Consider the following 17,703-nt stretch of genomic DNA (forward strand, 5'->3'; position numbering starts at 1 on the left):
GCTCTCACTCTCAGTTCGACGCGTCTTTGCGATTTTGGACAACTCCATCAAATCGCAAAACGCTTTAGAGCAAAGCGCGTTCATGTCCGAGCGCTCGTTTGCTCCAACTCCTTGCCTCAAGGTATCCTTGCAATTGTCGGCAACTCCGCCGGATCGCAAAACACCTTGATGACCGCAATGTTATAGCCATTGGCGGGCAGTTGCGGAAACTGTTCCGTTCGCCGCGAGCATCTTTTTCCGCTCGGGACGTGGCTGGATAAGAACAACCGTCGCTTTTGCGTCGGGGCCCAAATCCCCTTATGTTTCGTACCGGAAACGGCACCGCACTTCACGCGTTGAGGTCTCCACCCGCCCTTGCGGAACATCCTTTCGCCGTGAGCCCCGTTTGCGTAATGATCTGACGAAAATATGTCAATATGACTGACGTAAATTTCTCGTTCTCGCCTACCCCCGCCCCTCGCTCGGAAACCGAGCGGGGCGAGCCTCCGCTTTATGAGCTGATCGAACTTTTCTTCTTCGCCTATCGGGATTTCGTCGCGGATCCCGATCATGCCCTCGAAGCCTATGGCTTTGGGCGGGCCCACCACCGCGTGCTGCATTTCGTCGACCGCAATCCGGATCTTACTGTCGCCGAATTGCTGGATATTCTGAAGATCACCAAGCAGTCGCTGGCCCGCGTGCTGAAAGACCTGGTCGACCAGGGTTTCATCCTGCAGCGAGAAGGCCGGGAGGACCGGCGCCAACGCTTGCTGACCACCACGGTGAAAGGCAAGCAACTGGCCGTCGAGCTGGCAACGACTCAATCCCAACGCATCGCGCGGGCGCTCTCCGAAGCCGGCCTGACCGGTCCCGAACTGGCGCAACGCTTCCTGTTCGCCATGGTCGATCCGGACGGGCGGGCGGAAGTCGCTCGGCTCATCCACGGCAATGTCACCAGAGGTGACAAGATTCGGGGCGAAAAGAAATGAACAAGGTTGCCGTCCTTCCCGACGACGCCCCCCATATCCTGCTGGTCGATGACGACAGCCGCATCCGTACGCTGCTCTCGCGCTATCTCGGCGAGCATGGCTATCGCGTAACCACGGCCGAGCATGCCGCCAGCGCCCGCCAGCGCATTGAGGCGTTCACCTTCGACCTGATGATCGTCGATGTGATGATGCCGGGAGAGAACGGCTTCGATCTGACCCGCTGGATCCGCGGCAGTTCCAGCGTGCCGATCCTGATGCTGACGGCGCGCGGCGATCCGGACGATCGCATCAAGGGCCTGGAGATCGGCGCCGACGACTATCTGCCCAAGCCATTCGAGCCGCGCGAGTTGTTGCTGCGCCTCAACAACATCCTGAAACGGGCGGTTGCTCCGCCACCGGCGGAACCGGCGAGCGACATCGTCACCTTTGGCGACTTCACCTTTCATGTCTCGCGCGGCGAACTCCAGCAGGGCGGCGAGACAGTCCGCATCACCGAACGCGAGCGCGACATGCTGCGCCTGCTGGTCGAAGTTCCGCGCGAGACGGTCGATCGGCTGGCACTCGCCGGCCCCGCCGCCGACATCGCCAATGAACGCACCGTCGACGTGCAGGTGAATCGGCTGCGGCGCAAGATCGAGAGGGATCCGGGCAATCCCGTCTATCTGCAGACGGTACGCGGCACCGGATACCGCCTGATGGTCGACATGTGATGGAGCCTCGTCTGCCGGCCCTCCAGTTTGCCGGGGCCCTGCTCCGCAAATGCCTGTCCGGGGTCTCCGAGGCCGCACGCATTGCCTGGCCCAGGGTACGTGAACTCTCTGCTGGTCCCGGGCGCGTGCTTTCGGCGCTGGGCGACCGCATGCCCAAGGGCCTTTATGCCCGCTCGCTGCTGATCATCATCACGCCGATGGTGCTGCTGCAGGCCATTGTCACCTATATGTTCATGGAAAAATATTGGCAGGGCGTGACGGCGCGGCTATCGGCCGCCACCACCAAGGACATCGCGGCGATCGTCGAGCTCTACCAGCAAATGCCCCATGACAAGAACACGACAGACCTGCTCCAACTGGTGGCCCAAAAGCAGCTCGCACTCGGTATCGAGTTTCGTCCACTCGAGGATTTGCCGCCACGCGGCGCCCGCCCCTTTTTCGACATTCTCGACCAGGCGCTGTCGGACGAGATCCGCATGCGCATCGGCCTACCTTTCTGGATCGATACGGTCGGCCGCTCGGACTTCGTCGAGATCCGCGTCAAGCTCGACGATGCCGTGCTGCGTGTCTTTGCCCGTCGCAGCCAGACCTTCGCCTCCAACTCCTATATCTATCTGCTCTGGATGCTCGGCTCCTCGCTGATCCTGATCACAGTGGCGATCCTGTTCCTGCGCAACCAGATTCGGCCGATCCAGCAGCTCGCCAATGCCGCGCAGGATTTCGGAAAGGGGCGCGATGTCCAGAATTTCCGTCCGCGCGGTGCGCGTGAGGTGCGCCAGGCGGCCAGTGCCTTCATCGAAATGCGCCGGCGTGTCGAGCGCGCCTTCGAACAGCGCACTGCCATGCTCAACGGCGTCTCGCATGACATGCGCACCATCCTCACCCGCTTCAAACTCTCGCTGGCCCTGCTCGACGAAAGCAGTCCCGAATATGAGGACCTGCAGAAAGACGTCGACGAGATGAGCCGCATGCTAGAGGCCTATCTCGCCTTCGCGCGCGGCGATGCGGCCGAGCAAGCCGAAGCCACCGACATCGCCGCCCTGTTGGAGGAATTGCGCGCCAATGCCATGCGCCAGGGCCAGGACGCACGGGTCAGCTTCCAGGGCGATCCCATCGTGGTGGTGCGTCCGGACGCATTCCGGCGCTGCCTGACCAATCTGGTGTCCAATGCCCAGCGTTTTGCCAGGACCATCCTCATCACCGGCGTGCGCGAGCAGCGCTATCTCATCGTTACCGTCGATGACGACGGGCCCGGCGTTCCCGAAGAAAGCCGTGAGGACGTGTTCAAGCCTTTCTTCCGGCTGGACGAGGCCCGCAACCAGGATCATGGCGGAACCGGCCTCGGCCTCGCCATTGCGCGCGACATCGCGCGCTTCCATGGCGGCGACATCACCCTTGCCACCAGCCAGTTGGGCGGCCTGAGGGCGATTGTGCGCATTCCAGTCTGATGCCAAGAGGCGTCGGGGATGACTTTTGGTTCCTTCTCATGATTTGGAATCGAAAATCATCAGGTGTTCAAGGTACGGAGGCGTCAGCATCTTGGTGACTTGGTAAGACACCATCTCGATCCGCCAGGACTATGCCAAGCCTCATGCCCAATGACATCGCGCCCGATCCCGTCAACATCGTAGTGATCACCGGTCCCGCGGGGATCGGCAAGTCGACGCTGACCTGGGAAGTCGGGAGGCAACTGGCGGCAGCCGGCATTGCCCATGCCATCGTGGAGACGGACGAACTCGACAGGGTGTATCCGCGCCCAAGCCGAGCGGACCTGGAGCGCCTGCGTCCGGGCACGCTCGATATCAGCACGCTCAATCTGGCGGCGATCTGGGCGACCTATCGCGCTCTCGGCCATCGGCGCCTGATCATGTCGGGCGTGATGCTGCATCTCGACTTCGACCGGCGCTGGATCCTTGCCGCCATTCCCGATGCGCGCATCACCGTCGTGCGCCTGCAGGCCAACGGAACCACGCTGACCGAGCGCCTCATTCAGCGCGAAATCGGATCAGGACTGGACGACCAGCTCGAGCGCACGCTGGCACAGGCAGAGCGCATGGCAGGAGAGGCGGACAATGGAGCGATAAGGCTGGAGACGGACGGTCGCTCACCCGAGGAACTCGCCCGCCTGCTGCTGGCAGAGCTGGGCTGGGCTCGATGACGGCCAGAGGCCGACACGAAGAGGGTTATTTCCCGCCGATTTCCTTATCGCCCACGGCAGGGCCACGAGCCAGTTTCAGCGCCGCCTCGACGCCGTTCTCCAAGATCGCGTCGGACTGTTCGGGATCGGGGACGACGCGTGCAAGCTGCAGCGTTCCCGCCAGCAGGGCCATGATGGCGAGCGCAGTGCTGCGACGCACTTCGGCATCGCCACCGGGCAGATGATCCGCGATCACGCCGATGCTGCCGAAGAGCTCTTCGGTAAAGGCAGCCCGGGTCTTCTCGGACTGGCGCGCAATCTCACCGGAAAGCGCTGCGATTGCGCAGCCCTGCCCGGGCGTATCCCGGTGGATGGGACGCAGATAATAGCGGATCAATCCCTCGATCGGATCATCGGCGCGTTCGGCGGAGCGGCGCAACTTGCCGCGCCGTTGGGTCAGCGTATGGGTGACGGCTTCGCGAACCAAGGCATCCTTCGAGGCGAAATGGCTGTAGAAACCGCCATGGGTCAGGCCCGCATCCGCCATCAACGGCGCAATGCCGGTGCCGTCGATGCCATCGCGCAACAGACGCAGCGCGGCGGTTTCAAGAATATGCCGGTGCGTCTCGTCCTTGTGCCCCTTGTCATAGCGCATGAACAGCCTCGTCTCCCACCAGGAATCGCGCCGCCAGAAAATCCACTGCGTGGCCGATCACGCCAGCATCGCCGAGAATGCGGCCATGGCCAAGTCCATCCATCTCGATCAATCGCGATCCCCGCCAATATCTGGCGATCTCGCGGGCTTCGCTAATGGCGACGACGCGATCATCGCCGGAATGGATGAGAAGGGCTGGCTGCGTCAACCGTTCGGCGAAACTGGGCAGGTCCATGATCGGCAGTTCGGTGCCCAGGCGAATGAGTTCGTCTGCCAGGTGGGCGAGATCCATGGTGTCGACGACCCCCGAGGCCATCGCGGCAGCCCGCATCTGACGGCCGTAATTGGCTGGTGAGGCGATCAGGACGACCCGCCCGGCATCCAGCCCTCCGGCGAGTGCGACGGTCAGGACCGGCCCTCCGACGGAATGGCCGATCACGCCATGCAGGTGCCCGCAGGCCTTGCCGACGGCGGCCACGGCCCTGGCCATGTGCGGAATGGTCGCCGACACGCCCTCGGACACGCCATGGGCGGGCAGATCGATTGCAATCACGCCAAGGCCGCGCGCCAGCAAGGGTTCGACGAAGGCAAGCATGTCGACATGGGAGGCTTCCCAGCCATGCACCAGGAGCACCGGCTCGCCTTGGTCCCAGCGCCACCCGGCGACGAGGCCGCCTTCATGCGCCACGGAAAAACGGTTCGCACCTTTGGGAAGCGGAATGGCACGCGGAGCAAGCCGCCGGGGCGTAATCATCTGCAGAGCCAGTTCGCGCGGGTCGACGCGTTCCGAAAGATCCATGGCTTTCTCCTCTTTATATTATGATCATAATATAATATGTCATTCATCATGCAATGGGTACTCCGCCGTGCCTGCGCCAGCGAGGATTGAACCATGTCCAACAGCGACCCCGTCGTCATCGTCTCCGCCACACGCACCCCGCTGGGGCGTTTCCAGGGCGATCTCTCGAGCCTGGCTTCCCCCGCGCTCGGTGCCCATGTCGTGAAAGCGGCCCTGACACGGGCGAACCTGGCCGCCGACCGCGTGGACGAGGTCGTGCTGGGCTGCGTGCTCCCCGCCGGTCTTGGCCAGGCACCCGCCCGTCAGGCCGCCCGCAATGCGGGACTGCCCGACGCCACGGGCGCAACGACCGTCAACAAGGTGTGCGGCTCCGGCATGAAGGCCGCGATGCTCGGTCATGATCTCATTCGCGCCGGCTCCGCCGATATCGTGGTGACGGGAGGCATGGAGTCGATGTCGAATGCGCCCTATCTGCTGGCCAAGGCGCGCAGCGGCTACCGCATGGGCCATGACCGCCTTCTCGACCACATGATGCTCGACGGCCTGGAGGATGCCTATGAGGGTGGCCGCCCGATGGGCGATTTCGGCGAGGCGACGGCACAGGCCTATCAGCTTAGCCGCGATGACCAGGACGCCTATGCGGTGGAGACCCTGACCCGCGCCCGCAAGGCGATCGAAACCGGCGCCTTCACCGCCGAGATCACGCCGGTGGAGGTGCCCGGCAAAGGCGGCCCCAGGCTGATTGCCGACGACGAGAACCCGCTCAAGGTCTCACCCGACAAGATCCCGCAGCTCAGGCCGGCCTTCCGCAAGGACGGTACCATCACCGCCGCAAGCTCGTCGGCCAATGCCGATGGCGCGGCTGCTCTCATCCTCACCCGCCGCTCCATCGCCGATCGTGATGGACTGCCCGTGCTTGCCGAGATCAAGGGCCATGCCACCCACAGCCAGGATCCGGCCTGGTTCACCACGGCGCCGATCCCGGCCATCCGCAAGCTGCTCGAACGCACCGGCTGGAGCGTCGGCGATGTCGACCTGTTCGAGATCAACGAGGCTTTCGCAGCGGTGGCCATGGCGGCCCGACGCGACCTCGACATCCCAGCCGACCGGCTCAACATCCATGGCGGCGCCTGCGCTCTCGGTCATCCGATCGGCGCCACCGGCGCGCGCATCATCGTCACTTTGCTGCACGCCCTCGCCGGCAACGGCCTCAAGCGCGGTATCGCCTCGCTCTGCATCGGCGGCGGGGAGGCGACCGCCATCGCGATCGAGAGGATCGTGTAATTGGAGGTGACCGGGGGCGCAGGCGTTTGGGTAACCGCCCATTCTTCCGCGGATGTCGCGCTGCCCCTCACTCCATTGTCAGAACAAGCGCGAGCCGTTCGGGGCGCTGCGTTCCGGCGTCGCCAGCACGACGGCACCGTCGGCGCCAGGAAAGCCGAGCGTCAACACCTGTGACATGAATTTGCCAATCTGGCGCGGTGGGAAATTGACCACCGCCATTACCTGGCGCCCGACCAGTTCCTCGGCATTGTAGAGCGCGGTAAGCTGGGCTGATGAAGCCTTGATGCCGATCTCATCGCCGAAATCGATCCGCATCCGGTAGGCCGGCTTGCGGGCCCCTTCGAGGGGCACCGCCTCCAGCACCGTGCCGATGCGAATATCAACCTTGAGGAAATCGTCGAAGCCGATCTCCGCTGCCGGCTGCCCGTTACTCGTACTCACACCGCCTCCGCATCGTCGCGATCATCCCTGCCCCGCCGGCGAGAATCGGCGAAATCGTGAAAACGCTCGCGCAGCCTTTCGCGCATGCGGGCACGGCGCGCATGGGAGCGTTCGGCAATGCGGCGGAACGGCGCGAAGATCTGGCAGAGATCGTCGGCCCGCTCCATCCAGCGCTCGCCCGAACGAAGCTGCCGATCGACTTCCTTCATCGTCGTGGCCAGGCCCTCATCCTCGTCCTTCAGCCAGACCTTGACGATGCGGGCCCAGGCCAGCGCCAGCCCCTGCGCGCGCACAGCTCCCATCGGGCCCTCGGCGTCGATATCGGCAGCCGTCAGCATCCACTGCATCGAATTGGTGACGACACGGTTCCAGGCGGTCAACGCGAGGGGATCGAGTGCGAAGGCCCTGGAAATGTTGGCGATGGCCGTCTTATGCGGCGAAAGCACATCGATGCGTCGCATCAGAATGTCGAACAACCTCTCGCGGGCCGGTTCCGCGGCCATGCTCTCGTCAATGCCTTCGAGCACCTTCTGGTCGACCTGGCGCGCATAAGCGGCGAGGATGGCTCCCTTGGAGGGATAGAGGCCGCGCAATTGCGACAGGGACAGCCCCGCCTTCTCGGCAATATCGGCCAGACCGATCTCGCCCCAGGGATTGTCGGCGCACAACGCCAGCAAGGCCTCGATCGCAGCCTGACGCGGATCGACGGCATTGTCTGCTTTCGACTTGGCAACCATGGCTCAGACCTCGCTTTCTGGTTTGCCCATCCTAAGATAGGCCGATCGCGAGCCGGATCAATGCGGCGCATTGGCAGACAGGAGCCCTTCTGTCCGTCAGGAAGCGAGTTCGCCCGCGCGCCGGCGTGCCGCCTCGACCGCCCGCTTCATCAGCGGCGTCAAGCCGTTTTCAGCCATCAGCACGTCCAGAGCCGCCGCGGTGGTGCCGCCCGGGCTGGTGACGTTCTGCCGCAGCGTGGCGGCCGGCAGATCAGACTGGTGCAGCAATTCGCCGGAACCCGCCACGGTGGCGCGCGCCAGCCGCATGGCGAGATCGGCGGGGAGCCCCGCCGCCGCTCCGGCTTCGGCCATGGCCTCGACGAGATGGAAGACATAGGCCGGCCCCGATCCGGAGACGGCCGTCACCGCATCGATGAGGCTTTCATCCACAACCCACTCGACCGCGCCGGTCGCCCGCAGCAGAGCATCGGCGGCCCGTTCCTGGTCAGCGGTGACGAAGGCATTCGACACCGCGGCCGTGATACCGCGGCCGACGGCCGCCGGCGTGTTCGGCATGGCGCGCACGACGGCGGTATCGGCCGGCAGCAGCGCCGCGATGCTGGCGATGGTCTTGCCCGCCATGATGGAGACGGCGAGGGTATCAGGCCCGAACAGCGGCGCGACGGAGGCCATGGCGACATCCATCATCTGAGGCTTGATCGCCAGGAGCACCACGGCCGGCGTGCCGAAGGAGGCCAGCATCGGGTTGACCGCGACACCTTTCACGGCAAGGTCACCGGCAACCTCCGGCGGCAAATGCGGATCGATAACCGCCACCTGGGCGGGATCGAGGCCGAGCTTCAGCCACCCCTCCAGCATGGCCCCGCCCATCTTGCCGGCGCCCAGCAGCAACAGCTTGCCGCCAATGTCCAATGTCTCAGCCATGGGAAAAACTCCTGCGAATGGGGAATGCCGAGGGGGAAAGGGTGTCGGGAGTGTCAGCCTCCGGCTGACATTTGTCGACCAGAGGCCAACACTCCGCGTTTCCCGCGCTCGGTCAAACGACCATGCAACCGTACATCAAGCTTCGCCCACGGTCTCGAACAGCACGGCCTCGAGCGCTTCCTTGGGGGTCTTGCCGGCCCAGATCACGAACTGGAAGGCCTGGAAATAGCGTTCGCAAGTTTCCACCGCGATCTCGATCAGGGCTTCGCACTGGCGCGGCGTGGCCTCGGCGCCGCCGGCCAGGAACAGGGCATGGCGATACATGATGACCTGATCAGCGTTCCAGACGTCGAAATGGCCGATCCACAACTGTTCGTTGACGAGCGCAATCGTCTGCAGGAGATCGGCGTGGCGACGCTTGGGAATCTTGGCGTCGAAGGAGCAGGCCAGATGCAGCGACTCGATATCGTCCATCCAGGTGAAGGAGACAGCATAGTCGCAGCCATGCCCCTTCACGACGATGGAGATCTCATCTTCGCCGAGTCTGTCGAAAGCCCAGTCATGAAGACTCGCCAGATGTTCGACGAGATCAACCGGATGACCGGCCCGCTCGCTCTGGAGCTCGATTACCGACATTGCAACTCCCGGCGCCTCCGAGGAGGCGCATTGGCGCTGCGAACACCGATCGATACGCAGCCTGTGAGGGGAGAGTTCAGGCATTCGGGCTGAATCGGCAAGGATTCGTTCCCGCCGTCCACAAGGAGGCCTCTCATTCTTAGCCGGTCTTATTGTCGCACGGCGGGACAGTCTTGCGCTCAGCGTGCAGCAAGCTTGGCCTCGAGCTCGGCGACACGGGCGGCGAGACGTTCGTTTTCGTCGCGGGCCTTGATCGCCATCTCGCGCACGGCGTCGAACTCGTCGCGGCGGACATAGTCGAGATCGCGCATGATGCGCTCGGCCTGGCTGCGCACGACGCTGTCGACTTCCCGGCGCACGCCCTGGGCTACGCCGGCGGCGTCGGTCATCAATTTGGCGAACTCGTCATAGATACGGCCGGATTGCTGTGGCATCACGAAACTCCTTTGCGGCGTCGATAGCACGGGCCAGACCTCGATAAAAGCTTGGCCCCGATAGAAGCTTCTGCCTTGACGCTGTCACCTCTAGTCACCAAAAGGCACCCATGCCTGAGCAATATTTCATCGTCCCCTACATCCACCCCGAAATTTTCAGCATCGGCCCCCTCGTCGTCCGCTGGTATGCGCTGGCCTATATTTTCGGCCTGCTCGGCGGCTGGTGGTACGGACGTCGCCTGATCGGCAATGCCAGGCTTTGGCTGGTACAACCCGGCACCAAGCTGCAATTCGACGACCTCTTGATCTGGGTCACGCTCGGCGTGGTGGTCGGCGGGCGGCTCGGCATGCTGCTTTACGAGCCCGATTATTATCTCGCCAATCCGATCGAGATCTTCAAGGTCTGGGAGGGCGGCATGGCCTTCCATGGCGGCTTCCTGGGCGCGGCCCTCGCGATCATCCTGTTCGCCTGGCGCAACAAGATTCCGATCCTGTCCTATCTCGACATTGCCGCTTGCGTGGCGCCGATTGGCCTGTTTCTCGGCCGCATCGCCAATTTCATCAATGACGAATTGTGGGGTCGGCCAGCCTGGGGATCTTACTGGGGCGTGATCTCGCCTTCGAGCCCCTTCGCCCTGGTGCCCCAACAGGGACCGACGCCGCGCTATCCGAGCCAGTTGATCGAGGCCGCTCTGGAGGGCCTTGCTCTGTTCGTGCTGTTTGCCGTCATGACACGCTTCGGCGCCTTGAAACGGCCCGGCTTGATCGCCGGCCTGTTCGGTATCGGCTATGCCGCCGCCCGCTCCTTCAGCGAACTTTATCGCGAGCCGGACGGCTGGTGGATTCAAAATGTGCTGACTATCGGCCAGGCCTACTCCGTGCCGATGATCGTGGCCGGCCTTGGCCTGGTGATCTACGCCCTGATGCATCGGCCCGAGGCGCCAAAGGCCTCCGACACGCCCAAATCGGCATGAGCGAAACGCCGCTCGCCCGCGAAATCAAGGATCTCATCCGCCAGGACGGGCCGATCGACGTAGCGCGCTATATGGCGCTCGCGCTCGGCCATCCCCGTCACGGCTATTACATCACGCGCGATCCGCTCGGCGCCGCCGGGGACTTCATCACTGCTCCCGAGATCAGCCAGATGTTCGGCGAGATCCTCGGCCTGTGGGCTGCCCATCGCTGGATGATCCTGGGTTCGCCCACCCATATCGGCCTGGTGGAATTGGGGCCGGGACGCGGCACGCTGATGGCGGATGCGCTGCGTGCCATCGGCAAGGTCCTGCCGGCCTTTGCAGCCGCCATCGAACTGCATCTGGTCGAGACCAGCCCCACGCTGCGCAAGGCCCAAGCCACCATCTTGGCCGAGGCTCTCGGCCCCAGCCCCGCCGGCCGATCTCCGATCTGGCACGACGACATCGCCACCTTGCCGGACGGGCCATCGATCGTCATCGCCAACGAGTTCTTCGATGCCTTGCCCGTGCATCAACTGGTCCATCGCAGCGGACACTGGCATGAACGTCTCGTCGGCCTGGTCGATGACGAACTGGCCTTCGGCCTCGCTGCCGAGCCCGTGCCGGCCAGCCAGGCCCCTTCCCTTTCTAACACCGCACTCGACGGCACCATCGTCGAATACCCGGAAGCCGGTTCGCAGGTGATGGCTGGCCTCTGCGATCGGCTCGCCCGATTCGGCGGTGCTGCCCTGATCATCGACTATGGCCATCTTGAATTCGGCGTCGGCGACACGCTGCAGGCCATGGCGGCGCATGCCTTCGTCGACCCGTTGGCCCGGCCCGGCGAAGCCGATCTCACCACCCATGTCTGTTTCGAGACACTGGCGCGGATCGCCGCCGACAAGCGCCTTGCGATCGACATCCTCGCCACGCAGGCGCAATTCCTCAACGAACTCGGCATCCGCCCGATGGCGGCCAATCTCAGCCGCCATGCCACGCCGGAGCAGGCAGAGGCGATTGCCAAGGCGCTCGAACGCCTCACCGACGATGCCCCGCGCGCCATGGGCTCGCTGTTCAAGGTGCTGGCCGTTTCAGCGCCAGGAACCCAGCGAAGCTGAGAAAGGCCCGGTCAGCCTCACACCTTGCAGCGGCAGCTCTTGCGATGCTTCTTCGCCTTGTAGTGATGCCGATGCGCCTTGTGGCGGGGGCGATAGACCCGCTCAGACTGAATGATCACCGGCGCCGCGACCGGGCGGATATGCAGGCTGCCAATGCCGGCCGAAGCGTTGAGGCCAGTCTGCCCCTGCACCGAGATCGGCTGCAGCGTCACACCGCCATTGCCGCCGCCGAGCAGCACATTGGCCCCGACACCGACCGCGGCGCTGGCCTCGGCCGACACGCCGGCATAATTGCCGCCCAAGGGCGCGTGGCGGTTGGAGGGTTCGAACACGGCCCAGACCATTCGGCCACCGAAGGTGAAACCGACATCCACGCCGATCTTGGTGATGGTACCATCATAGAGTTCGCTGTAGCCGTTGAAGTCCGAGAACCGGCAGGACACCGACTTGCGCGAACCCAGCACCACGCCGATGCCGCCGCCGATATCGCAGGTGAGCGTTCCCGTCCTGACGGCCGCCTGTGCGGAGCCGGCCGCCGCAGGCGCCAGCAAGGCCGCCAGCGCGAGGGCGGGCAGGATTTTCGTGATTTTCATGGGGCACCTATTTCAACAAATCTTTCTGGCCACGGCCAGATAGCTGAGCACTTTGAACCAACGGCTTCAAAACGCAACGGTTCCCGGAGCGAAATCGCCGGCGTCACAATCCTGGCTGGCATCGACTTCCTTCCCGGCACCCGTTTGACATCCCCCGCCTTCCTCCCGATCCTGCCGCCATGATCGATTCGCCCGCCATCGCGCTCCAGCACGCCGCCCTCGACCTGCCCGGCATCCGCCACGGCTTCTTCACGCGCCAGGGAGGTGTATCGGCCGGCATCTACGCCTCCCTCAACGGGGGATCGGGCTCCGACGACGTTCCCGATCATGTCCGTGAGAACCGGGGCCGCATGGCCGACAGCCTCGGCGTGCCACGTGACCGCTTCATCACCTGTTATCAGGTGCATTCACCCAACGTGGTCACCGTCACCGCCCCCTGGTCCCGCGAGCATGCGCCCAAGGTCGACGCCATGGTGACGCGCGAGCGCAATCTCGCTCTGGCCGTCGCCACCGCCGATTGCGGTCCCGTCCTGTTCGCCGATGCAAAAGCCGGCGTGATCGGCGCGGCCCATGCCGGCTGGAAGGGCGCCTTCACAGGCGTGCTCGAAACCACGCTCGACGCCATGGTGGGCCTCGGCGCCACGCGCGGCGACATCGTCGCGGTGCTTGGCCCCATGATCTCGCGCGCGGCCTACGAGGTCGGCCCCGAATTCAGGGAGCGCTTCATCGAAGCCGATACCGACAATGAACGTTTCTTTGGCCCGAGCCCCAATGCCGGCCACGCCATGTTCGACCTGCCTGCCTATATCACCATGCGGCTCACAGCCGCCGGGATCGGCCGCTTCGAGGACATGGCGCTGTGCACCTATCAGGATGAGGAACGCTTCTTCTCCTATCGCCGGGTAACCCATCGCAAGGAGCCCGATTATGGCCGCCTGCTGCATGCTATCGCTCTGGTGGACTGACAGGAACGGGATTCGAGGCAGGATCTGCCATGCTGCATTTTTCAAACGACGAATTCACCGCGCGCCTGAAGCGCCTGCAGGCCGAGATGGCCGCGCGCAAGCTCGACGCCATGCTGCTCTTTGCGCAGGAGAGCATGTATTGGCTCACCGGCTACGATACGTTCGGTTTCTGCTTCTTCCAGTCCCTGCTGGTCCGCGCCGACGGCACGATGGCCCTGCTCACGCGGACGGCCGATCTGCGCCAGGCCCAGCACACCTCGATTCTCAGCGACATCCGCATCTGGACCGATAGCAAGGATGCAACTCCGGCCCAGCAGCTCCTGGCCATGGTGCGCGATCTCGGCGTGACCGGCGGCCGCATCGGCGCGGAGTTCGATTCCTACGGCCTCACCCATGCCAATGGCCGCAAGCTGGAGGCGGCCTTCGCCGGCGATTTCGAACTGATCGATGCCTCCGATGTCATCGCCCATCTACGAGCCGTCAAGTCGGCTGCCGAAATCGCCTATGTGCGCGAAGCGGCCCGCCTCTCGGATGCCGCCGATGCGGCCGGCATCGCCGCCGTGTTTCCTGGCGCGGACGAGGGTGATATCCTCGCAGCCCAGCACAATGCCATCTTCTCGGCTGGCGGCGACTACCCCGCCAACGAGTTCATCATCGGTTCGGGACGCGACGCCCTGCTCTGCCGCTACAAGAGCGGCCGCCGCAAGCTCGCCGAGCGCGACCAGATCACGCTCGAATTCGCAGGCGTCTACAGGCACTATCATGCGGCGCTGATGCGCACGGTCACCGTGGGCGACGTCTCGCCCCGCCACAGCGAGCTTTACACGGCTGCGCATGAAGCCCTTCTCGCCTGCGAGGCTGAGATTCGGCCGGGGCGCACAGCCGGCGACGTCTTCGCCGCCCATGCCCGGGTGATGGATTCGCATGGGCTTGAAAACCATCGGCTTGCCGCCTGCGGCTATTCGCTCGGCGCCAAGTTCACGCCCTCCTGGATGGACCGGCCGATGTTCTACGAGGGCAATGACTGGGTGCTGGAGCCGGGCATGGTGATGTTCGCCCATATGATCCTGATGGATTCCGACAGCGGCACCGCCATGTGCCTCGGGCGCACCAGCCTGACGACCCAGAATGGCAGCGAAGTGTTGAACGGAGCCGATGCCGGATTGCAGATGCGCTGATGCGACGGGAAGGCAGCCCAGGCCGGACCGGGCATCGGAACAGCGGCAAATCATCCCAATCCGCACGCATTCCAGCCATGCAAGTGTGAACTCCTTGTGACGCCCCCATTGTATGCGGGGCGGCCAGTTGCTAAGAGCCGGGTGCATTTTTCTCAAAGCGGGAGCCGGCTTCATGGCGGCAGGTGACAGGGGCCACGGTTCGGGCGAGATCAAGCTCGTCGCCGGCAATTCGAATCGTGCACTGGCCGAATCGATTGCGACCTATCTGAAAACCCCCCTGACGAAGTGCTCGGTGCGGCGGTTCGCCGACATGGAGATCTTCGTCGAGATTCAGGAAAATGTCCGCGGTGCGGATGTCTTCGTCATCCAGTCGACCTCCTTCCCCACCAACGACCATCTGATGGAATTGTTGATCATCACCGATGCCCTGCGCCGCTCCTCGGCACGGCGCATCACGGCGGTGATCCCCTATTTCGGCTATGCCCGGCAGGATCGCCGCGCTTCCGGCCGTACGCCGATCTCGGCCAAGCTGGTCGCCAACCTGATCACCCATGCCGGCGCCGACCGCGTGCTGACCCTCGACCTGCATGCCGGGCAGATCCAGGGCTTCTTCGACATTCCCACCGACAACCTCTTCGCCGCCCCGGTGATGGAACGCGACATCAAGGCCCGCATGGAGCTCGAAAAGCTCATGGTGGTCTCGCCCGACGTCGGCGGCGTGGTGCGCGCCCGCGCTCTCGCCAAGCGCATCGACGCCCCTCTCGCCATCGTCGACAAGCGCCGTGAACGCGCCGGCGAGAGCGAGGTCATGAACGTGATCGGTGACGTCAAGGGCCGTACCTGCATCCTGATCGACGACATCATCGATTCCGGCGGCACGCTGGTGAACGCCGCCGAGGCTCTGCTGGAACGTGGTGCCAAGGACGTGCTGGCCTACATCACGCATGGTGTGCTTTCGGGCGGCGCGGTTGCCCGTATCGCCTCCTCCAAGCTGCGCGAACTGGTGATCACCGACTCGATCATGCCGACCGAGGCCGTACGCGTGGCCCAGAATATCCGCGTCATCTCGATCGCGCCGCTGATCGGCGAGGCCATCGGCCGTACCGCATCCGAAGAGAGCGTCTCCAGCCTGTTCAACTGAGCCTGCCCGTCCCTCCGTTCGGATTGGCTTTTTCAGAACCGCCCGCGCAGCCTCCTTCTCGCGGCGGTTCGGCTTCCTATGGCCTCGACATCGGGGCTTCCTCCTGCCGCGCCACTCGCGGCCAGGTTGTCCGCGGCTTATCCCCATATTTCAGCCCGATCTTCGCGCCATCAGTCTCCGCAATACAGAAGGCATAAAGCGCAGTCGGTTATGGCGAATATTGCGTCGTATCCCGGCCATCTGCAATTTTCAGACGATCACTATACCCTTCGACATACTGTTCCCCTGCACGCGGCGCGCGCAGCACTACCCTTCCTCTCCCCGTCGAAAATCGCGGGTTGCCGTAGCGAACGCGAGAGCCTTTACTGCCAGCCTTCAACCAATAGCCGGAACAACTGGCTTCAAGGGGAAATCAGGATGACAGCGATTATTCGAACGCGCCTGTTCGGCGCCCTGCTCGCCATCGGCATGCTCGGCGGCACGGCCCTGCCGGCCTCGGCCGAAACAGTGCTGAACAAGGGCCTTGGCGGCGAACCTCAATCGCTGGATCCTATCCACACAACCACCAATATCGAGCAGTTCATCATCGACGACCTCTACGAAGGTCTCACCGCTTATGACGGCGCCGGCAAGGTGGGTCCCGCCGTCGCCGAAAGCTGGACGGTTTCCCCGGACGGGCTCGTCTACACCTTCAAATTGAGATCCAGTGCCAAGTGGTCGAACGGCGATCCGGTCACGGCGGAAGATTTCGTCTATAGCTTCCGGCGCAATCTCGATCCCAAGGAAGCCGGCGAATATGCCAGCCTGTCCTATCCGATCAAGAATGCTCAGGCGGTGAACACCGGCAAGGCAGCGGTCGATACTCTCGGGGTCAAGGCCATCGATGCCGGCACGCTGGAAATCACCCTCGAAAGTCCGGTTCCCTTCTTCCCCGAACTCCTGGCTCATCAAAGCGTGGTGCCGGTGAACAAGGCCAATGTCGAGAAATATGGCCGCGACTTCGCCAAGGCGGGCAATCTGGTGTCGAACGGTGCCTATACGGTCACCGAGCAGATACCCGGCGACCACCTCACCTTTGTCAAGAACCCCAACTACTGGGGTGCGGCAAATGTGAAGATCGATCGCGTCGTTGCCTATCCGAGCGAGGACCAGGCCGCCATCCAACGCCGCTTCCTCGCCGGAGAGCTCGACCTCGCCTATCAATTCCAGGCCGATCAGCGCAAGTTCCTGCAGGAGAAGGTCGGCGACGAGGTTCACGTCTCGCCATCGACGTCGAGCGAATATTATGCCTTCGACACCCGCAAGCCCCCCTTCGACGATGTCCGGGTCCGACGGGCCTTTGCCATGGCTATCGACCGCGACTTCCTGGCCAATGACGTGCTGAACGGCGTCTATCAGCCGCTCTATAGCTGGATCCCGGACGGCATCGTCAATTACACGCCGGCCAAGGCCGACTTCGCCGACATGCCTCAGCTCGACCGCGAGGATAAGGCCAAGGAATTGCTGAAAGAAGCCGGTTACGGTCCGGGCGGCAAGCCGCTCAAGGTCGAGATCCGCTACAACACCAACGAGAATTGGAAGAAAGTCGCCACGGCGATCGCCGATATGTGGAAGGGCCTCGGCGCCGAGGTCACCATGCTCAATTCCGATCTCAAGTCCCACTACGCCTATCTGCAGCAAGGCAACAGTTTCGACATCACCCGCGCCGGCTGGGTCGCCGATTACGCCGATCCGGAGAACTTCCTGACCCTGGGTGTCTCCACCAACAAGGTCTTCAACTACGGCCACTACAACAATCCCGAATTCGATGCCTTGATGGCCAAGTCCTTCGCCGAGCGGGATGTGGCCAAGCGCATGCAGATCCTGCATGACGCCGAAGCCATGCTGCTGCGCGACGCCTCCGTCACGCCTCTGCTGGTCTACAACGACCCCTGGCTGGTCTCCAAGAAGGTCAAGGGCTGGCACGACAACCTCGCCAACCACCACGGCACGCGTTTCCTCACCAAGGAATGAAACGCCGTATGTGAGAG

At 63.7% G+C, this 17,703-nt stretch carries 19 protein-coding genes; 11 read left to right on the forward strand and 8 right to left on the reverse strand.

Annotation, left to right across the window (positions count from 1 at the left end):
- Positions 1 to 416 precede the first annotated feature (416 nt).
- The 4 genes from ACR9ZN_RS16425 to ACR9ZN_RS16440 all read left to right on the forward strand — a co-directional run bounded on the left by ACR9ZN_RS16425 (position 417) and on the right by ACR9ZN_RS16440 (position 3,836).
- Positions 417 to 968: a MarR family winged helix-turn-helix transcriptional regulator gene (locus ACR9ZN_RS16425; protein ID WP_434957471.1), complete on the forward strand. Its 552-nt coding sequence runs from the start codon at positions 417 to 419 to the stop codon at positions 966 to 968.
- Positions 965 to 1,678, forward strand: a complete 714-nt coding sequence (locus tag ACR9ZN_RS16430; RefSeq protein ID WP_434957472.1) for a response regulator — start codon at positions 965 to 967, stop codon at positions 1,676 to 1,678. The genes ACR9ZN_RS16425 and ACR9ZN_RS16430 overlap by 4 nt, the downstream gene beginning before the upstream one ends.
- Before the next feature lie 53 nt (positions 1,679 to 1,731).
- Complete coding sequence (locus ACR9ZN_RS16435; protein ID WP_434959678.1) at positions 1,732 to 3,126, forward strand: ATP-binding protein; 1,395 nt, start codon at positions 1,732 to 1,734, stop codon at positions 3,124 to 3,126.
- Positions 3,127 to 3,269: 143 nt separating this feature from the next.
- On the forward strand, positions 3,270 to 3,836 hold the full coding sequence (locus ACR9ZN_RS16440) for a hypothetical protein (protein ID WP_481272687.1): 567 nt from the start codon (positions 3,270 to 3,272) through the stop codon (positions 3,834 to 3,836).
- Between the two features lie 25 nt (positions 3,837 to 3,861).
- Here ACR9ZN_RS16440 and ACR9ZN_RS16445 read toward each other — a convergent pair whose 3' ends face one another.
- Both ACR9ZN_RS16445 and ACR9ZN_RS16450 read right to left on the reverse strand, forming a co-directional pair.
- Positions 3,862 to 4,470, reverse strand: coding sequence for a TetR/AcrR family transcriptional regulator (locus ACR9ZN_RS16445; RefSeq protein ID WP_481272688.1), 609 nt, complete (start codon positions 4,468 to 4,470; stop codon positions 3,862 to 3,864).
- Entirely contained in the window at positions 4,460 to 5,269 is an 810-nt protein-coding gene (locus ACR9ZN_RS16450; RefSeq protein WP_481272689.1) for an alpha/beta fold hydrolase, read from the reverse strand. The genes ACR9ZN_RS16445 and ACR9ZN_RS16450 overlap by 11 nt, the downstream gene beginning before the upstream one ends.
- Positions 5,270 to 5,362: 93 nt before the next feature.
- On the opposite strand from ACR9ZN_RS16450, the gene ACR9ZN_RS16455 reads away from it, so the two are divergent.
- Positions 5,363 to 6,553 carry an acetyl-CoA C-acyltransferase gene (locus ACR9ZN_RS16455; RefSeq protein ID WP_481272690.1) on the forward strand — a complete coding sequence of 397 codons (1,191 nt, stop codon included), beginning with the start codon at positions 5,363 to 5,365 and terminating at the stop codon, positions 6,551 to 6,553.
- Between the two features lie 78 nt (positions 6,554 to 6,631).
- On the opposite strand, the gene ACR9ZN_RS16460 is transcribed toward ACR9ZN_RS16455, so the two are convergent.
- From ACR9ZN_RS16460 to ACR9ZN_RS16480, 5 genes are all read right to left on the reverse strand, one after another.
- Entirely contained in the window at positions 6,632 to 6,994 is a 363-nt protein-coding gene (locus ACR9ZN_RS16460) for a tRNA-binding protein (protein WP_434957477.1), read from the reverse strand.
- Entirely contained in the window at positions 6,991 to 7,731 is a 741-nt protein-coding gene (locus ACR9ZN_RS16465; RefSeq protein WP_481272691.1) for a TetR/AcrR family transcriptional regulator, read from the reverse strand. The genes ACR9ZN_RS16460 and ACR9ZN_RS16465 overlap by 4 nt, the downstream gene beginning before the upstream one ends.
- Before the next feature lie 96 nt (positions 7,732 to 7,827).
- A complete protein-coding gene (gene proC / locus ACR9ZN_RS16470; RefSeq protein ID WP_481272692.1) occupies positions 7,828 to 8,655 on the reverse strand; it encodes a pyrroline-5-carboxylate reductase in 828 nt (275 codons plus the stop codon).
- 135 nt (positions 8,656 to 8,790) lie between these two features.
- Positions 8,791 to 9,291: a type III secretion system chaperone family protein gene (locus ACR9ZN_RS16475; protein WP_068288472.1), complete on the reverse strand. Its 501-nt coding sequence runs from the start codon at positions 9,289 to 9,291 to the stop codon at positions 8,791 to 8,793.
- 179 nt (positions 9,292 to 9,470) lie between these two features.
- Entirely contained in the window at positions 9,471 to 9,725 is a 255-nt protein-coding gene (locus tag ACR9ZN_RS16480) for an accessory factor UbiK family protein (protein ID WP_434957480.1), read from the reverse strand.
- Positions 9,726 to 9,835: 110 nt separating this feature from the next.
- On the opposite strand from ACR9ZN_RS16480, the gene lgt reads away from it, so the two are divergent.
- Both lgt and ACR9ZN_RS16490 read left to right on the forward strand, forming a co-directional pair.
- Complete coding sequence (gene lgt, locus ACR9ZN_RS16485; RefSeq protein WP_481272693.1) at positions 9,836 to 10,699, forward strand: prolipoprotein diacylglyceryl transferase; 864 nt, start codon at positions 9,836 to 9,838, stop codon at positions 10,697 to 10,699.
- On the forward strand, positions 10,696 to 11,796 hold the full coding sequence (locus ACR9ZN_RS16490) for a class I SAM-dependent methyltransferase (protein ID WP_481272694.1): 1,101 nt from the start codon (positions 10,696 to 10,698) through the stop codon (positions 11,794 to 11,796). The genes lgt and ACR9ZN_RS16490 overlap by 4 nt, the downstream gene beginning before the upstream one ends.
- A 17-nt stretch (positions 11,797 to 11,813) precedes the next feature.
- Here ACR9ZN_RS16490 and ACR9ZN_RS16495 read toward each other — a convergent pair whose 3' ends face one another.
- Positions 11,814 to 12,389 carry a DUF992 domain-containing protein gene (locus ACR9ZN_RS16495; protein ID WP_434957483.1) on the reverse strand — a complete coding sequence of 192 codons (576 nt, stop codon included), beginning with the start codon at positions 12,387 to 12,389 and terminating at the stop codon, positions 11,814 to 11,816.
- 179 nt (positions 12,390 to 12,568) lie between these two features.
- Here ACR9ZN_RS16495 and pgeF point away from each other — a divergent pair, with 179 nt between their 5' ends.
- The 4 genes from pgeF to ACR9ZN_RS16515 all read left to right on the forward strand — a co-directional run bounded on the left by pgeF (position 12,569) and on the right by ACR9ZN_RS16515 (position 17,686).
- On the forward strand, positions 12,569 to 13,354 hold the full coding sequence (gene pgeF / locus ACR9ZN_RS16500; protein WP_481272695.1) for a peptidoglycan editing factor PgeF: 786 nt from the start codon (positions 12,569 to 12,571) through the stop codon (positions 13,352 to 13,354).
- A 29-nt stretch (positions 13,355 to 13,383) separates the two neighbouring features.
- Positions 13,384 to 14,532: a M24 family metallopeptidase gene (locus ACR9ZN_RS16505; protein WP_481272696.1), complete on the forward strand. Its 1,149-nt coding sequence runs from the start codon at positions 13,384 to 13,386 to the stop codon at positions 14,530 to 14,532.
- A gap of 172 nt (positions 14,533 to 14,704) precedes the next feature.
- Positions 14,705 to 15,673, forward strand: coding sequence for a ribose-phosphate pyrophosphokinase (locus ACR9ZN_RS16510; RefSeq protein ID WP_434957486.1), 969 nt, complete (start codon positions 14,705 to 14,707; stop codon positions 15,671 to 15,673).
- Between the two features lie 417 nt (positions 15,674 to 16,090).
- Positions 16,091 to 17,686 carry a peptide ABC transporter substrate-binding protein gene (locus tag ACR9ZN_RS16515; RefSeq protein WP_454815124.1) on the forward strand — a complete coding sequence of 532 codons (1,596 nt, stop codon included), beginning with the start codon at positions 16,091 to 16,093 and terminating at the stop codon, positions 17,684 to 17,686.
- The last annotated feature ends 17 nt before the right edge of the window (positions 17,687 to 17,703 follow it).

The sequence above is a fragment of the Labrys sp. HAY1-8F genome, assembly GCF_056754975.1.

What these genes read in the sequence shown, in the direction of transcription:
- ACR9ZN_RS16425 (WP_434957471.1), top strand. Translation starts at nt 417, where the DNA reads ATGACTGACGTAAATTTCTCGTTCTCGCCTACCCCCGCCCCTCGCTCG.
- ACR9ZN_RS16430 (WP_434957472.1), top strand. Translation starts at nt 965, where the DNA reads ATGAACAAGGTTGCCGTCCTTCCCGACGACGCCCCCCATATCCTGCTG.
- ACR9ZN_RS16440 (WP_481272687.1), top strand. Translation starts at nt 3,270, where the DNA reads ATGCCCAATGACATCGCGCCCGATCCCGTCAACATCGTAGTGATCACC.
- ACR9ZN_RS16445 (WP_481272688.1), bottom strand. Translation starts at nt 4,470, where the DNA reads ATGCGCTATGACAAGGGGCACAAGGACGAGACGCACCGGCATATTCTT.
- ACR9ZN_RS16450 (WP_481272689.1), bottom strand. Translation starts at nt 5,269, where the DNA reads ATGGATCTTTCGGAACGCGTCGACCCGCGCGAACTGGCTCTGCAGATG.
- ACR9ZN_RS16455 (WP_481272690.1), top strand. Translation starts at nt 5,363, where the DNA reads ATGTCCAACAGCGACCCCGTCGTCATCGTCTCCGCCACACGCACCCCG.
- ACR9ZN_RS16465 (WP_481272691.1), bottom strand. Translation starts at nt 7,731, where the DNA reads ATGGTTGCCAAGTCGAAAGCAGACAATGCCGTCGATCCGCGTCAGGCT.
- proC (WP_481272692.1), bottom strand. Translation starts at nt 8,655, where the DNA reads ATGGCTGAGACATTGGACATTGGCGGCAAGCTGTTGCTGCTGGGCGCC.
- ACR9ZN_RS16475 (WP_068288472.1), bottom strand. Translation starts at nt 9,291, where the DNA reads ATGTCGGTAATCGAGCTCCAGAGCGAGCGGGCCGGTCATCCGGTTGAT.
- ACR9ZN_RS16480 (WP_434957480.1), bottom strand. Translation starts at nt 9,725, where the DNA reads ATGCCACAGCAATCCGGCCGTATCTATGACGAGTTCGCCAAATTGATG.
- lgt (WP_481272693.1), top strand. Translation starts at nt 9,836, where the DNA reads ATGCCTGAGCAATATTTCATCGTCCCCTACATCCACCCCGAAATTTTC.
- ACR9ZN_RS16490 (WP_481272694.1), top strand. Translation starts at nt 10,696, where the DNA reads ATGAGCGAAACGCCGCTCGCCCGCGAAATCAAGGATCTCATCCGCCAG.
- ACR9ZN_RS16495 (WP_434957483.1), bottom strand. Translation starts at nt 12,389, where the DNA reads ATGAAAATCACGAAAATCCTGCCCGCCCTCGCGCTGGCGGCCTTGCTG.
- pgeF (WP_481272695.1), top strand. Translation starts at nt 12,569, where the DNA reads ATGATCGATTCGCCCGCCATCGCGCTCCAGCACGCCGCCCTCGACCTG.
- ACR9ZN_RS16505 (WP_481272696.1), top strand. Translation starts at nt 13,384, where the DNA reads ATGCTGCATTTTTCAAACGACGAATTCACCGCGCGCCTGAAGCGCCTG.
- ACR9ZN_RS16510 (WP_434957486.1), top strand. Translation starts at nt 14,705, where the DNA reads ATGGCGGCAGGTGACAGGGGCCACGGTTCGGGCGAGATCAAGCTCGTC.
- ACR9ZN_RS16515 (WP_454815124.1), top strand. Translation starts at nt 16,091, where the DNA reads ATGACAGCGATTATTCGAACGCGCCTGTTCGGCGCCCTGCTCGCCATC.